Origin of the sequence: Dyella sp. 2RAB6, assembly GCF_052115385.1 — a bacterium.
Taxonomy (GTDB): Bacteria; Pseudomonadota; Gammaproteobacteria; order Xanthomonadales; family Rhodanobacteraceae; genus Dyella_D.
This window is the reverse complement of record NZ_JBFRGP010000022.1, coordinates 26,993-41,077: the sequence shown is the minus strand read 5'-3', so window position 1 is coordinate 41,077 and position 14,085 is coordinate 26,993. Positions and strand designations below refer to the sequence as shown.

At 61.1% G+C, this 14,085-nt stretch carries 17 protein-coding genes; 12 read left to right on the top strand and 5 right to left on the bottom strand.

The window, feature by feature from the left end:
• Positions 1 to 418: 418 nt before the first annotated feature.
• Positions 419 to 1,354 carry an alpha/beta fold hydrolase gene (locus AB4083_RS20280; RefSeq protein ID WP_441610316.1) on the bottom strand — a complete coding sequence of 312 codons (936 nt, stop codon included), beginning with the start codon at positions 1,352 to 1,354 and terminating at the stop codon, positions 419 to 421.
• A gap of 375 nt (positions 1,355 to 1,729) precedes the next feature.
• Here AB4083_RS20280 and AB4083_RS20275 point away from each other — a divergent pair, with 375 nt between their 5' ends.
• Both AB4083_RS20275 and AB4083_RS20270 read left to right on the top strand, forming a co-directional pair.
• Positions 1,730 to 2,005: a hypothetical protein gene (locus tag AB4083_RS20275; RefSeq protein ID WP_441610315.1), complete on the top strand. Its 276-nt coding sequence runs from the start codon at positions 1,730 to 1,732 to the stop codon at positions 2,003 to 2,005.
• A 210-nt stretch (positions 2,006 to 2,215) separates the two neighbouring features.
• Positions 2,216 to 2,905: a hypothetical protein gene (locus AB4083_RS20270; protein WP_441610314.1), complete on the top strand. Its 690-nt coding sequence runs from the start codon at positions 2,216 to 2,218 to the stop codon at positions 2,903 to 2,905.
• A 61-nt stretch (positions 2,906 to 2,966) separates the two neighbouring features.
• Here the strand turns inward: AB4083_RS20270 and AB4083_RS20265 are convergent, their stop codons facing one another.
• Positions 2,967 to 3,659, bottom strand: a complete 693-nt coding sequence (locus AB4083_RS20265; protein WP_441610313.1) for an alpha/beta hydrolase — start codon at positions 3,657 to 3,659, stop codon at positions 2,967 to 2,969.
• 316 nt (positions 3,660 to 3,975) lie between these two features.
• On the opposite strand from AB4083_RS20265, the gene AB4083_RS20260 reads away from it, so the two are divergent.
• Together AB4083_RS20260 and AB4083_RS20255 are read left to right on the top strand one after the other, a co-directional pair.
• Positions 3,976 to 4,413 carry a hypothetical protein gene (locus AB4083_RS20260; protein ID WP_441610312.1) on the top strand — a complete coding sequence of 146 codons (438 nt, stop codon included), beginning with the start codon at positions 3,976 to 3,978 and terminating at the stop codon, positions 4,411 to 4,413.
• A gap of 255 nt (positions 4,414 to 4,668) precedes the next feature.
• Positions 4,669 to 5,427, top strand: coding sequence for a hypothetical protein (locus AB4083_RS20255; RefSeq protein ID WP_441610311.1), 759 nt, complete (start codon positions 4,669 to 4,671; stop codon positions 5,425 to 5,427).
• A 152-nt stretch (positions 5,428 to 5,579) separates the two neighbouring features.
• On the opposite strand, the gene AB4083_RS20250 is transcribed toward AB4083_RS20255, so the two are convergent.
• On the bottom strand, positions 5,580 to 6,290 hold the full coding sequence (locus AB4083_RS20250; protein WP_441610331.1) for an rRNA pseudouridine synthase: 711 nt from the start codon (positions 6,288 to 6,290) through the stop codon (positions 5,580 to 5,582).
• A 181-nt stretch (positions 6,291 to 6,471) separates the two neighbouring features.
• The gene (locus AB4083_RS20245; protein ID WP_441610310.1) at positions 6,472 to 7,401 is read right to left on the bottom strand and encodes a LysR substrate-binding domain-containing protein; all 930 of its coding nucleotides are present in this window, start codon (positions 7,399 to 7,401) and stop codon (positions 6,472 to 6,474) included.
• Positions 7,402 to 7,530: 129 nt separating this feature from the next.
• Here AB4083_RS20245 and AB4083_RS20240 point away from each other — a divergent pair, with 129 nt between their 5' ends.
• The 3 genes from AB4083_RS20240 (at position 7,531) to AB4083_RS20230 (ending at position 9,134) form a co-directional block, all read left to right on the top strand.
• Positions 7,531 to 7,926 (top strand): RidA family protein, encoded by a 396-nt coding sequence (locus tag AB4083_RS20240; RefSeq protein ID WP_441610309.1) that lies wholly within the window; start codon positions 7,531 to 7,533, stop codon positions 7,924 to 7,926.
• 144 nt (positions 7,927 to 8,070) lie between these two features.
• A complete protein-coding gene (locus AB4083_RS20235) occupies positions 8,071 to 8,721 on the top strand; it encodes a dihydrofolate reductase family protein (RefSeq protein WP_441610308.1) in 651 nt (216 codons plus the stop codon).
• A gap of 50 nt (positions 8,722 to 8,771) precedes the next feature.
• Positions 8,772 to 9,134, top strand: coding sequence for a hypothetical protein (locus AB4083_RS20230; protein ID WP_441610307.1), 363 nt, complete (start codon positions 8,772 to 8,774; stop codon positions 9,132 to 9,134).
• A gap of 826 nt (positions 9,135 to 9,960) precedes the next feature.
• Here AB4083_RS20230 and AB4083_RS20225 read toward each other — a convergent pair.
• Positions 9,961 to 10,854, bottom strand: a complete 894-nt coding sequence (locus AB4083_RS20225) for an NAD(P)/FAD-dependent oxidoreductase (RefSeq protein WP_441610306.1) — start codon at positions 10,852 to 10,854, stop codon at positions 9,961 to 9,963.
• Between the two features lie 112 nt (positions 10,855 to 10,966).
• Here AB4083_RS20225 and AB4083_RS20220 point away from each other — a divergent pair, with 112 nt between their 5' ends.
• The 5 genes from AB4083_RS20220 to AB4083_RS20200 all read left to right on the top strand — a co-directional run bounded on the left by AB4083_RS20220 (position 10,967) and on the right by AB4083_RS20200 (position 14,057).
• Positions 10,967 to 11,617: a TetR/AcrR family transcriptional regulator gene (locus AB4083_RS20220; protein WP_441610305.1), complete on the top strand. Its 651-nt coding sequence runs from the start codon at positions 10,967 to 10,969 to the stop codon at positions 11,615 to 11,617.
• Positions 11,618 to 11,625: 8 nt separating this feature from the next.
• Positions 11,626 to 11,808, top strand: a complete 183-nt coding sequence (locus tag AB4083_RS20215) for an ATP-binding protein (protein ID WP_441610304.1) — start codon at positions 11,626 to 11,628, stop codon at positions 11,806 to 11,808.
• 171 nt (positions 11,809 to 11,979) lie between these two features.
• A complete protein-coding gene (dusA, locus tag AB4083_RS20210; protein ID WP_441610303.1) occupies positions 11,980 to 12,963 on the top strand; it encodes a tRNA dihydrouridine(20/20a) synthase DusA in 984 nt (327 codons plus the stop codon).
• Between the two features lie 87 nt (positions 12,964 to 13,050).
• Positions 13,051 to 13,365, top strand: coding sequence for a PepSY domain-containing protein (locus tag AB4083_RS20205; protein WP_441610302.1), 315 nt, complete (start codon positions 13,051 to 13,053; stop codon positions 13,363 to 13,365).
• Positions 13,365 to 14,057, top strand: coding sequence for a response regulator transcription factor (locus tag AB4083_RS20200; RefSeq protein ID WP_441610301.1), 693 nt, complete (start codon positions 13,365 to 13,367; stop codon positions 14,055 to 14,057). The genes AB4083_RS20205 and AB4083_RS20200 overlap by 1 nt, the downstream gene beginning before the upstream one ends.
• The last annotated feature ends 28 nt before the right edge of the window (positions 14,058 to 14,085 follow it).

Below are 14,085 nucleotides of genomic sequence, written 5' to 3'. Positions count from 1 at the left end.
CGAAGGCAGGATGCCGTAGCGAACATCCGCGTAGCGGATGGCCCGAAGGGCGGGCTGCTGATGCAGCCCGTAACCCCAACAATGCAACGCGCCTGGACGTGGCCATGTTGGGGTTCGCCTGCGGCTCACCCCAACCTACGCCTGCCATCCAGCAACACCCTCCGGACCCCTCTCCCCTCCGGGGCGAGGGGCTTCAGCGGCAGCGCTTCTGAGTCCCGTTCTTCGGGCCGCTATGGCAGAAGGCTGTTCGGCCGGAAAGCTTGTACCCGCCACGGAAAGGATGCTGGATGAGTGACATCGATCAGCAAGTCCCTTCTGCGAACTTGTTCCTTTCCACCAGCATGTCCGCCGAACTGGAAGGATATTTAAACGCAAGGATCGCTGCCGGGGATTTATGCAATACCACCACCCTAATCCCTTACTTCGCCTTGGTCGGTGCCACCGGCTTGCCATCAATAAAGTTGTGGACAGCGGCAACCGTGGTTTCCGTCGCCTCTTCCATCAACCAGTGCCCCGCGTTGGGCACGACCAGCTCGGTGACATGCGTCGCGGCGTTACGCATCACGATGGCCTCATTCGGACCAAACGATTTCTCGCCGCCAACCGCCAGCACCGGCATGGTGAGTTTGGTCACCATTGCCACCTTGTTGTCTTCCGCGTCCTGACGAATAGCGCGGAACTGCAGGAACGCGTCGTGCATGGCAGCGGGCCTGGCGTAAAGATCGGCGTAATGTTGCCGCGCTGCCTCGTCGATCTTCGACGGAGTGCCGGCAAATTCGTTCCAGAACCGATCCAGGTAAATGCGCTCGCGGCCAGCAACCAGGCGTTCCATATCCGGACCGCCGAAGTCGAAATGCCACAGCGCCGGCCAGCGCACGATCTGGTCCCACGGCGGAATGCCAGGAACCGGGGCATCCATGACCACCAGGCGGTCCGTCTTGTCCGGATAGCGGGAGGCATAGGCGTACGCCACCATGGTGCCGATGTCGTGGCCCACCACGGCGGCATGGTCGATACCGAGCTTGGTCAGCACGCCGCGGATATCGGCAGCCTGCGATCGTTTGTCATAACCGTCTTCCGGATGCGACGACAAACCCATGCCGCGCAAGTCCGGCACCACGACGGTGTGGTTGCGCATCAGGTCGGCCGCCAGCGGCGCCCACATGTCACCGGTGTCGCCAAAGCCATGCAGCAGCACCACGGCCGGACCTTTGCCGCCGACGCGCACATGGATCGTGGCGCCATTGCTCTCGATATCCTGCAGGCGGAACGACGGAGGGAACGGTTGAACGCTTGCGGCGGCTGGAACGCTCGATGCTGCCAGCAGGCACGCAATCAGTAAGCGGTGAATCATGGATAGACTCCCAAGGTAGATGGTGATGAGTCGATGGTTCCCCGACGCTGGACAAAGCGGTTTGTCTTGCTCGCCCCATCCCTGGCCGCAACCACTTCGCGGTGGCCCCGGCAGTGTGGCAGGTGGCGTCGGTGACCGACGACAGGAATAGATTGCGCCGGAACGAATGCAATGACGTGCAATGAGAGCGACGGACTTGTTCGACCGCGTCGAACGAGTCGATGCACCTCTGACGGAACGGGGCGCTTATTGGTGACTTTCAGCATGTGTAGCGCTGTTGGATCGAGCCTAGCCTAAGGGCATTGCCTGTTCTGCGGACTCCGTATGAAGACCTTGAGTCGGTGCTGCCTTTCGCTGGCTGGGATGCTTTGCGCCATGCCCCTGCTGGCTCAATCGGCTTCATTCCAGTTTCTTGAAAAGCCGGGGGCGTATCCCGTCGGATTGAAAGTGGTCGAACAGTACGACAGCTCACGCAGCTTTCCTGCTTCATCTGACACTTCGAGCAAGTTGCCGGCGAAGGAAGGTCCAAGACCACTGCAGACCCTGGTCTGGTATCCGTCGCGCAGCGGCACGGGCAAGCCGATGACCGTCGGCGACTATGCCCGGCTGGCGGACGCCGAGATTCATTTCACCGCGCCCGATGAAAAGTGAAACAAATGGCGTACGCAGTTAAAAGCGTCGTTTGACATCCCTCTCTGGGCCGTTCGCGACGCCGAGCCGGCAAAGGGTCGTTATCCGGTTCTGGTCTACGCGCCCAGCGACTCGTCCATTTCCTGGGAGAACGCGGATCTGTGCGAATACCTGGCCAGCCATGGCTATGTCGCCATCGCCAGTCCGTCGATGGGCGTATCGACACGCGATATGACGGACGATCTCGACGGGATCAACGCCCAGGCGCGCGACATCTCCTTTCTGGTCTCCTACGCCAAAACGCTGCCGGACACGGATACGTCGAACGTCGCCGCTGTGAGCTGGAGCTGGGGCGGCATTTCCAGCCTGTTTGCGGCGGCGCGGGATCCCCGCATTCGCGCCCTGCTGGAGATGGACGGCAGCATGCGCTATTTCCCGGGGCTGGTGAAAAAGGCCGGCGACGTCCATCCGGAGCGGCTGACCATACCGCTGCTCTTCTTTACTTCCGAGTATCCGAATTACTTCGAAGATCTCGACAGCTCCTATGACGGCGCTCCGGCGGACCTGGTGGGACCCAACGTCCTGAACGCCTGGAAGCTGGGTGATCTGTACACCGCGAATATGGTTGGCATGGCGCACGGTGAATTCAGTTCGATGTTCCAGCGGCGCAAGAGTGCGGAACGCTTTGCGGAAGATCAGATTGCCGATTACGGCAGGGACGATGCCAACCAGGGCTACGCGTGGGTGGCCCGCTACAGCCTCAACTTCCTCGATGCCCATCTGAAGCACGATGCGGCGGCGGCAGCTTTTCTCAAAAGAACGCCCGCCGAGAACGGTGTGCCCAAGCACTTCATGGCTATTCGGTTTCGCGCCGCGCAGCAGCCATCCACTAGCCCGGTTGGGGAGAAGACAAGTCCTTAGCGCGTGCCTCTGCGGCCCATCGACCGGGTTCGATGAAATCACCGTTCATCGCATCATCCGCTCAGGAGGCAGACGATGCCGCCTCGTTGATCAGTGAAGCCACTTCCCGCGGCTGCGACGCGAGCGATGCGTGGCTCGCATCAAGCTTGATGATCTTTCGAGCGTTCATCCGTGCAGACATGTTCTGCTGGTTCTCCGGATGGATCATCCGGTCGTGATTGGAAATCTGATACCACGACGGTTTGTGCCGCCAGGCCGGATCGGTCACCGGGTTGCCAAACGTCGATGCCAGTGGGGCCTTCTGTGTCACGGCCATGACCAGGCCCTCATCGGCCGTCAGATCCTGGCAAAAGCTCTCGTGGAACTTGTCTGCTTTCAGCCATAGGTAGCCATCGCTATCCGGTGCGAGGTTCGGCGCGGCTTCGGGCGGCTTCCCCTGGGTAATGCCGCCCGGGCTTTCGCCCGCGTCCGGGGCAAAGGCCGCGATAAACACCAGCGCTTGGACATTGGCTTGGTTTCCCGCCTCGCTGATCACCGCGCCACCGTAGGAATGGCCTACGAGCACCACGGGGCCCTCGATCTGCGCAAGCATCTTCCGCGTGCGCTCCGCGTCTTCTGCGAGCGACGTCAACGGCATCTCGACCGCGTGCAGCTTGTCGTAGCCCAGGCGCTGGAGTTCAAGAATGACCTTGGCCCAATGAGCGGCGCCGCCCCAAAATCCATGAACCAGCACGACAGCAGGTTTGTTGCTCATGATTTTCTCCGCGCCTCAGTCTTATGGAAGGGGCGATGGCCTGCCTGCCGAATGCTTCGATAAGCGACACTCGTGCAGTTCGTCGATAGGTCTTCCCCAGTCGAAATACTTTCCTCGCTTGCGGGTTAATGGGTGGTGATGGCTGGAGACACGCGCATGTTGCAGTGTCGTAACACTGCGAGGCCCTTGCAGGCACCGCGGCTGACTTCCCAGACACTGAGTCATTTGCCTGACATAAGGAATTTCTAGGCTGTCGGCGCAGGCTTCGTCGTTGAGAAAGACCCAAGGGTCATGCGCTTTGTCACGAGAGGACGTCATGCCTTATTGGGAAATGCTGCTCTGGATAGTCTTCGCCGTCGTGATGACCAGCGTCACTGTGTTGAGCATTGGCGCGGTCGCCTACATTTGCCGCGAAAACAGGCTCTACTCAGCAGAAGGAAAACTCTGGTCATCGCTGGCGCATACGGGGCAGATGGCTGAAGGCGTGATCCGCAGCTTGCGCCTTCACTCCGGCAACCTCACACGTGCCGGGTCGTACGGGCAGTCCATCTGCGCCGTGGTATTTGAAATCGACTACACCGACACCACGGGCACCTCGCGCACGGTATCGATCCACACGTTCGTCGAAGAGCTGCTGGTGGCGAGCTTCCAGGAGCCGCGCAAAGCCGTTCATCTGCTCTACGACCCGGCAAGCCCGGCTACGGTCGTCATCGACCGGGAGCGCACGCCGCTGGAGTTGGCGCGCGCCTCCTGATGAATGGGCAAAGGTCTGGTTGCCTGGGCCAGGCGGAACACGCGCTTTCCATACTAGGCGGACAGTTCGAGTTCCGACCCGTCCAAAGGCCATTTGGCCGACACCGCCCGAGTCGATCCATACTTGAAGCGACGCGGCCAAATTATTCCAATGACTTGTCGAATTCCGCCCCGGCCGTTCGTCAACATCCTGAAGGCAGCCAACCGGCGCCTGTTGCAGGCCGTCCGAAATATACCCATGGTCAGGAGGAATCCCATGCAGAAGACGAAGCGGGCTATCGAAATCATGAGCTTCATGCTGCTCGCGCTGTTTGGTGCGTCGCAGCAGGCGGTATCGCAGGATGTAAAGAAACCCGAGCCGGCGCCGGCTTATCCGAAAATGGCCCCGGTCGAGCAATACCTCATGAGTCGGGACGCCGAAATAGCCTTGGCGCGAAGCGCCGCACCGGAATCCATCTCCCGTGACGCTACGGTCCTGGTGCTGGGACAAAAAGGTTATGAGACCGCAGTCGAAGGCAAAAACGGGTTTGTTTGCCTGGTGGGTCGAGGTTGGTCGGGACCCTTTGACTGGCCCGAGTTCTGGAGCCCGAAAATAAAGGCCGCCGATTGTCTGAACCCCCAGGCTGCGCGTTCGCTCGTGCCGGTCTTTCGTCTACGCGCCAAGTTGACGATGGCCGGGCGCTCCAAGGCGGAGATACAGGCGGCGGTCAAGGCCGCGTACGACAGTAAACAATTGCCTGCGCTGGAAAGCGGCGCCATGGATTACATGATGTCGAAATCGTCGTACCTGACCGACGAAGGGGGCCACAACATGCCTCATCTGATGTTCGACACCCTGGTCAAGGACGGCAAGGATTGGGGTTCTGGCGCGGACGGCTCGCCGGTTATGTCCAGTCCCTATTGGTTCTTCTCTCCGAACCCGACCAATATGAAGGGGCTGCCGCCCATTCTCGTGTTCCTGGTCGGGACTGGAACCTGGTCCGACGGAACGCCCGCGGAGATGCACGATCACTGATGCCGGGGCGGCTCGGAGTCGAGAGCATCGTTGTGTGTCAACGATCTTTTGCAGCCATCGCATCGCGATGGCTGCAATATCGTCATCGCGCGCTATTCGAAGATACCGAAGAGAAAATGCCTGCAGGGCCTATTCGGTGGCCTCTCACGAAATCAAAAGCGATCCGTGCTGGCCAGGTAACGCCACTGACCCGGCTGCAGCTTGGACATCGGAATGCGGCCGATACGGATGCGTTTCATCGCCAGCACCTTCAATCCGACCGCGTTGCACATGCGCTCGATCTTGTCGGGCGCGATCCGATTCAAGGCGAAGCGCAGGTGGGTTTCGTTCTGCCAGCTCACCTTGATCGGCGGCAGCGCGTAGTGGTCAAAGCGCAGCCCGTGGTTGAGCAAAGCAAGGCCTTTCGGCGCCAGTTCGCCCGCGACTTGAACCACGATCTCCTGCTCGATGCGATCGAAATCTTCTACCAGGCGACGCTTTACCCGCCAGTCCTGCGTAAATATCAGCAGGCCGCTGGCCTGGTCGGGCAATGACAGTGGGCATTCCAGCCGGGCGAAGTGGCGTTTCAGCAGGCGTACGCCGGAAGCGTCTTCGGCGGAGTGGCTTTCCACGCAAATCAACGCGCGGGCTTCTTCGACTGTCGCGCCGGCGGGTTTATGCAAGGCCAACGTAGCGGGTTCGGCGGGTTCGAGGTGGGCGTGAGGATCGATCTCGATGCGCTGTTCCAGCACCTTGAACTGGGGCTCCTCTACCGTGACCCCGTCCACGCGCACCCAGCCGCCTTCGATATACATCTCCGCCTCGCGCCGCGAGCATTGAGCCAGGGCGGCGACACGTTTGGCGAGGCGTACGGGTTCGGTCATCGGGGTTGGCCGTGGGTGGTGTGCGCCATTATAGGCAGACGGCCGCTTTCGACCCAAAGCGAACATAATCGGGCGTCCCCACGGCAATATGCGTGAAGTTACCTCTCGGTGTACTTCTTGGCCTTATGGTCAGCACACGTGATCGGCAAGGTGGAAACCGCCCCGAGGCTCTCCAAACGATCTATCGCGAGCCGGCCCGATGACCGACAGGCGCATGCTCCGCCATAAGCTCGACGATCCAATCGATGAAGACGCGCAGCCTGGCGCTTACATGCCGGTTCGGCGGAAACGCCAGATAGAGCGGCATGCGATCCATTTGCCAAGTCTCGAATAACGGCACCAGCTCGCCGCGGGCGACGTGCGCTTTAGCCATGTAGTGCGGCAGCCAGAGCGCGCCGAGGCCGGCGAGTCCGGCCTCGAGGTAGGCATTACCGTCGTCGACCGACAGTACATAACGCCCCTGTATCCGAATGATTTCGTTGCCGCTGCGCATGACGTAGGGGAAGGGCTTGCCATTGCGCGACCATACATAGCCGACGATGCGATGGTGCGGATCTTCCAGTTCTCGCGGGTGCGAAGGCGTGCCCATTCGCTCCAGATAGCTTGGCGCCGCATACATCGCAAGTTGAAGATCGCCGACATGTCGGGCTTTTAATGAGAGCGAGGTGAGTTCGCCGCCGCGCACGACGCAGTCGACGTGCTCGCCGATGACGTCGACCATGCGGTCGCTGACGCCCATATCCAGCTGGATATCGGGATAGCGAGCGTGGAACGCGGGCAGGGCGGGTATCAGGATCATCCGGGCCAATGGACTGGGTACATCCACCCGCAATTTGCCTCTGGGCGATGCGGTGGCTTCGGAAAGGCTGTTTTCGGCATCGTCCAGGTCGGCCAGCAGCCGGATGGCGCTCTCGTAATAGGCGGTTCCATCGGCGGTCGTGATGACCTTGCGCGTGGTGCGATTGAGCAGCCGGACGCGCAGCCGGGCTTCCAGTTGCTGTATCAGCAGGGTCACGGTGGTCTTGCTTATGCCCAGCGTTTCCGCGGCCTTGGTGAAGCTGCCGGTCTCGACGACCCGGACGAAGGCCTGCATCGCATCGAACCGGTCCATCGTCGCTCCAACTGCTGCGGGGTTGTTTGGATTCTACAAACAGTGTTGGCCGGGAGTGGCCGTTTATCGGGGCAGTGCGGCTGCCTAGAGTGTGTCTCTATCGTTCTGGATATTGATGGAGGAGGATTCATGGCAACACGCGACGTTGTTTTTCCCACGGGCCGCCGGGCGCTTTATGAGCGCAATCGCTATTCGCCGGCCATCCGCTCAAACGGTTTTCTGTTCGTATCAGGCCAGGTCGGCAGCCGCGATGACGGCTCGCCGGAGCCGGACCTGGAGCGGCAGGTTGCGCTCGCGTTCGAGCATTTGAACGAGGTACTGGCGGCGGCCGGATGCAAGTTCGAAGACGTGGTCGACGTGACGGTCTTCCTCGTCGATCCCGCATCGACTTTCGAGAAGGTCTGGAGCGTCGTACCGACCTATTGGGGCGATGCTCCGCATCCGACGCTGACGGCCGTGGGTGTCACGTGGCTTTATGGGTTCCAGTTCGAGATCAAGGTGATCGCCAAGTTGCCAGTGGAGTAGGTCGGCAAGCGCACCGGTCACGTTGCATGCCTCTTTATCGCTGGAGCAGCTAACTTACGATTGACAGGTCATTGGAACGCATCCAAGGTCCGTCACGGGCCATGAGCGCATGGCCGCATCATTCGTCCATTCGACGGAGCGTTTATGACCAGGCTTGTGGTGAGAAGCTTCGCTGTATCACTCGACGGCTACGCCGCCGGCCCCGACCAGAGCCTGGAGAACCCGCTGGGCGTGCGCGGTCCGGAACTGATGGAGTGGTTTTTCCACACGCGCACGTGGCGGTCGATGCAAGGCGCCACCGGTGGCGAAAACGGTGTCGACGAAGAGATCGCCCAGCAAGGTTTTGCCGAAGTCGGCGCATGGATCCTTGGCCGCAATATGTTCGGACCGGTGCGCGGGCCATGGCTGGATGAGAGCTGGAAGGGGTGGTGGGGCGACGAGCCGTCGTATCGCGTACCGGTGTTCGTGCTGACACATCACCCGCGCGAACCGCTGGTGATGAAGGGCGGCACCGTGTTTCATTTCGTCACTGACGGCATCGATTCCGCTGTGAAGAAGGCCGTCGCGGCGGCGAATGGCAAGGACGTGCGTGTTGGTGGCGGTGCAGCGACCGTACGGCAGCTTTTGAGCGCATCGCGTATCGACGAGATGCATCTTGCGGTACGGCCGGTGCTGCTTGGCCGTGGCGAGCCGTTATTCCAGGGGATTGATATGCACGGGCTGGGTTATCGGTGCGATAAGGTGATTGCCGGTGAGCGGGCCACGCATATGTTTCTGCGTAGAGATGCACCCTAGTAGCTTTTGGAAGCATTGAAGCGAACATGAAAGGCGTATGGATACTACTGATGGGTATGCTACTCGGCGTTGCACGTCCAGCGGGTGCCGGTGACCCGACGATCGGCAATGATCAGGCCGTGATTGTTCATTTCAAGTATGGAACGTCCGATCTCAAGCCACTTTTTGCCTTAGAAGACAAGCTTGAATCGACCATCAAGAGCGCCGGCGTTGGAGTTCTCGATGGTGACGAGCTGGCTACTGATGGTCGCGATAGCTACATCTACATGTATGGCCACAGCGCAGACAGACTGTTTGATGCAGTTAAGCCTGTTCTCTCGACATCTCCTCTCATGAAGGGAGCTCGGGTTGCCAAGCGCTACGGGCCTCCCGGCGAGACGACGCGGCAGGTAGTGATTGTTCTCGGTCAATGAGGCCGGTATTTCTGCGTTTGCGAAGCGGGGATGCAAGACGCTGAGTAGCTGCAATGGCGACCTTCGCCAGAAGATCAATCTCAACAATCCAAAACGACTAGTCCCAGGGCAGTTAGAATTCTGCCGATGCAAACCCCTGCTCCCTCCGCCTTCCGGCTCTCGGCCGCTCCCATGATGGACTGGACCGGCGAGGGCGCATAAGCCTTATAAGGCAGCGGGTTAGGGCTCTCGATCTCCTCCGTGTTGCACCATCGTTGCCCCGAAGGTTTGGGGCCCGAGTTTGAGCTGCCCGAGGCAGAGTTGCGGGCGTATGTTGAGTCGAGCCGCTAAAGGCCGTTTTCGACCCAGAGCGGACATTGGGGAATCTAATCCACGGTGGGCAAGGGAGTGCAGCAATGCTGATGGAAGGCTATTGATTTCGGTCGAGTTCGTTCCAGATCGAGCCGGGCGAAGATGACAGCGTCTGATCAGCGAATGGGGCTCAGCCACATTCTCAATCGGAACGCCCGCCTATCCTTTCGATCGGCGATGGCTTCGCGAACCTGCTCGGCCGCCGCACCCAGAAGGGCCTGCGCCAGGTCGGGGTCGTTGACGACGCGTCACAGCGTCACCGCGCCGGGCGAGCGCCGCCCGTTTCAAACCTTTGCTGTCCGTTCGAGCAGTGGCTCACGACTTGGCGCTGCATTACAGGCGCGGTGACGAGCCACACCTCCGAGTCGATCCATGCTCGCCCGGAGGATTCGAAGCTGCCCAAAGCCGTTCGAATGTCTTCCAAGCTCGCGTCTCGGATCTTCTGATCGATCTCTCCAGGATGGAATCTGTTCTCTCAAACCAGCATCGACTGCTGGGCGAAGATACCCGCTGTCGCGCCTTGCCATGATGCCGTGGTAACCGAAGGCATGAGGGGATTGGCGAGGTCGCCGGCGGCGTAGATGCCAGGCATGCTGGTTTCGCGGCGCTCGTCGACCTTGAGGACGATGCCGAGGGGCGTATCGACTGTGGCGAGGCCCAGTGATTCATGCAGGCTTGCGGACGGCTTGTTGCGCGGATGCGCGAACAAGATGTCGACCGCGACATCGGGGCCGGTATCGAGATTGACGGTGGCGCTATGGCCCCCGTGATGGGCGATCGCGGTGACCCGGCCATCGACGACAGGTATGTTGCGGCGCGCTACATCGGCCAGGATATCAGGCGGAATGTCGTGACCATCGGCGAAGAGGGTCAGCCTGTCGGTCCAATCGTGGAACAGCCTGACCTGGTTGTGCGACTGCGGACCGGACCACATGAGGCCCCAATGCTGGCCGGCGACTTCAAAGCCGTCGCAATAGGGGCAGGGCACGATGGAGGTTCCCCAGCCTTCGGCAAAGCCCGGAACATCAGGAATCTGGTCGGCGATGCCATAGCTCAGGATCAGGCGGCGCGCTTTAAGGCTTTCACCATCGGCAGTGAGTACGGAGAAATCGTCGATGGCGCCGGAGATGCTGTCGGCCCGGGCATTGACCAGCCTGATCGTGGGATAGCGCGCCAGCTGCTGTCGCGCCTCGGCAAGGATATCCAGCGGTGACTTGTGGTCGTGGCCGAGCAGCCCATGCGAATGGCCGGCGAAGCGGTTGCGCGGCAGACCGGTATCGAGAACGGTGACCTCGCGTCGGGCGCGACCGAGCTGCAAGGCGGCGGCGAGACCGGCAAAGCTGCCGCCGATGATGATGACGTCATCCATGGTGATGGACTCCGTGTCTGGATGAGGGTTAGGTTCGGATTGGCTTGTACATTTAGATACTTCGCAGTATCGTAATTTGAGAATTACGATACTGTAAAGGACTGTAATTTCCGTGACCGAAAACAGCCAGAGTCGGCGCGGCCGGCCCGCCAACGAGGCCCTTGGCCAAACGATCGTCGACGCCGCGCGCGAACTCTTTGTGGAGTTGGGTTTTCAAGCGACGACATTGGACAAGGTCGCCCAGCGAGCGAAGATATCCAAGCTCAGCATCTATCGGCACTTCGAGAACAAAGAGGCGCTGTTCAGCGCAGCCATCGCGGCCGGCTGCCATCAGTTATTTGCACCACAGACCCTTCTTGAAGGCCTCGAAGGTTCTGTCGAAGATCGGCTGATGGCGGTGGGATCATTACTGCTTCGCACGCTGTTGAGATCAGACGTCCGTAGCGTCGAAGCCATGGTCATGGCCGACAAGACGAATCAAAAGTCGTTAAGCAAGCTCCATTACGAAGCCGGGCCCGCCCATGTCATCGCCCAAATCGAGGCCCTGTTGCGCCAGTTGCACGTGAAGTCAGTCCTGAACGTGCCCGATCCTCTCCGGTCTGCCCGCTTGTTTGCCGCGCTTTTCAAAGGATCCGATCTTCTGATTATCGCGCGCTTCGATCAGGCGAAAGCAGAGGACGACAACGAAATCGAATCCTATTGCCGGTCGGCCGCCGCCATGTTCATCGCCGCGCACGGTGGCGACGACCACGCGGGGAGATGAGCATTTGATTGCTCCGGGCAACTTGGCCGGAAGCGACGTCTATAGGGTTGTTCCGGGTCGGGTCACGCCAGGAACTACTTCACCTCATTAAAGATCGCTGCGATACACGCTCGATGATCACCACGACTCAGTTGCCCATTGAAAAGTGGCAAAGCTATATCGGCGAGGGTGGCCATGGCGGGCGATGTTAGCCTGTGTTTAGGGGGCATGTGGGCCAACTCTTGCTATTGTCCCATTGCAGATATTAGTTACTGTAGAGCGCGATTTAATGTCCGCCTCTGACCCACAGCGGACATTGCGCAAGACACCATAGGCGTGCCACGTAACTTCCTCGCGTTGAGCATGCGGGTAGAATATTCGCCATGCATGCCATCAATAAAAATGACTTCCGTCTATCGACTGCGCCGATGATGGACTGGACCGACCGCCACTGCCGCTACTTCCACCGCCTGCTCTCCCCCCACGCCCGGCTCTACACCGAAATGGTGACCAGCGCCGCGCTGGTGCGCGGCAAGCAGCTCCGGTTGCTGGAGCACAGCCAGCAGGAACACCCGGTGGCGCTGCAGCTCGGCGGCAGCGATCCGACGGAACTGGCGGAGGCGGCGCGCCATGGCGCTACGGCGGGCTACGACGAGATCAACCTCAACGTCGGCTGCCCCTCCGATCGCGTGCAATCCGGCAAATTCGGCGCCTGCCTGATGCGGGAACCCGCGTTGGTGGGCGATTGCGTGAAAGCCATGCGCGACGCGGTCGATATCCCGGTCACGGTGAAATGCCGCATCGGCGTGGACGACCAGGACGAATACGCCGACCTGCAGCACTTCACCGAGACGATGATCGCCGCCGGCGTGGAAATCCTGGTGGTGCATGCGCGCAAGGCCTGGCTGCAGGGTCTGAGTCCGAAGGAGAATCGCGAGATCCCGCCGCTGGATTACGAGCGCGTCTACCGGCTCAAGCGCGAATTCCCGCAGTTGGTCATCGTCATCAACGGCGGCATCACCACCGCCGAGCAGGTGCAGGCTCATCTGGGGCAGGTCGATGGGGTGATGCTCGGCCGCGCGGCTTACCACGATCCGTACGTGCTGGCCCGGGTCGAGGCCGCCCTCTACGGCCAGCCGCTGCCGGACCGCGACGATGTCCTGCGCCACATGCGCCCCTACATCGAAGCCGAGCTGGCCCGCGGCACTGCTCTCAAGCACATCACCCGCCACCTGCTCGGCCTCTACCAGGGCGAGCCGGGCGCCCGAGGCTTCCGCCGGCTGCTCAGCGAGGAAGGGCATCTGCCCGGTGCGGGCTGGGAGTTGCTGGAGCGGGCCATGCTGCCCAGGCGGGCTGTAGCGGCGTGACAGCGGGGGGCGATCGGGTCAGTATTCAGGCCCGGTTCCATAGTCTGAACGAGGATAGCCACCGTTCCCCGGGCTTTTGTTGGCGATATGAAGACAATCCTGCGCATTTCGGCTCTTTTGTTGCTCCTGGCGACCGCTTCCGTGGCCGCGCAGGCGCAGGAGCCGTCCATGACGCTCGAGCAGGCGGTCAATCAGGTGCAGCAGGAAACCGGGGGCAAGATCCTGTCGGCCAGCACCGTGCGGCGCGGCCGTAATGCGTTCGAACACCGGATCAAGGTGCTCACGCCGTCCGGGCACGTGCGGGTCGTCACTGTGAACACGGAAGCGGGCAAGGCCCCGGCTTCCGCGGATTCCACCAAGAACCCGGCCGGCGACGGCGAGGGCAATAAGGAGAAACACTGATGCGCATCCTTCTGGTAGAGGACGAGGCGCCTCTGCGCGAAACACTCGCCGCGCGCCTGAAGCGCGACGGTTTTGCCGTCGACGCGGCACAGGACGGCGAAGAGGGTCTCTACCTCGGCCGCGAAGTGCCGTTCGACCTGGCCATCATCGACCTGGGCCTGCCGAAGATGTCCGGCATGGACCTGGTCAAGGCGCTGCGCGAGGTCGGCCAGCGCTATCCGATCCTGATCCTCACCGCACGCGGCAGTTGGCAGGACAAGGTCGAGGGCCTCAAGCACGGCGCCGACGATTACCTGGTCAAGCCGTTCCACGTGGAAGAGCTGCTGGCGCGCATCAACGCGCTGGTGCGCCGCGCCAGCGGCTGGTCCAAGCCGGTGCTGGCCTGCGGCCCGATCAAGCTCGATACCACCGCGCAGACGGTGTCGGTGGAAGGCAAGCTGGTGGACCTCACCAGCTATGAGTACAAGGTGCTGGAATACCTGATGCTGCACGCGGGCGAGCTGGTCTCCAAGGCCGACCTGACCGAGCACATCTACCAGCAGGACTTCGACCGCGACTCCAATGTGCTGGAGGTCTTCATCGGCCGTCTGCGCAGGAAGCTCGATCCGGAAGGTCACCTCAAGCCCATCGAGACGGTACGTGGACGCGGATACCGCTTTGCCATCCCCCGCAGCGAAAACGAAGGCGAATGATCCCGAGCAGCCGCGCCGCCCGTTCTCA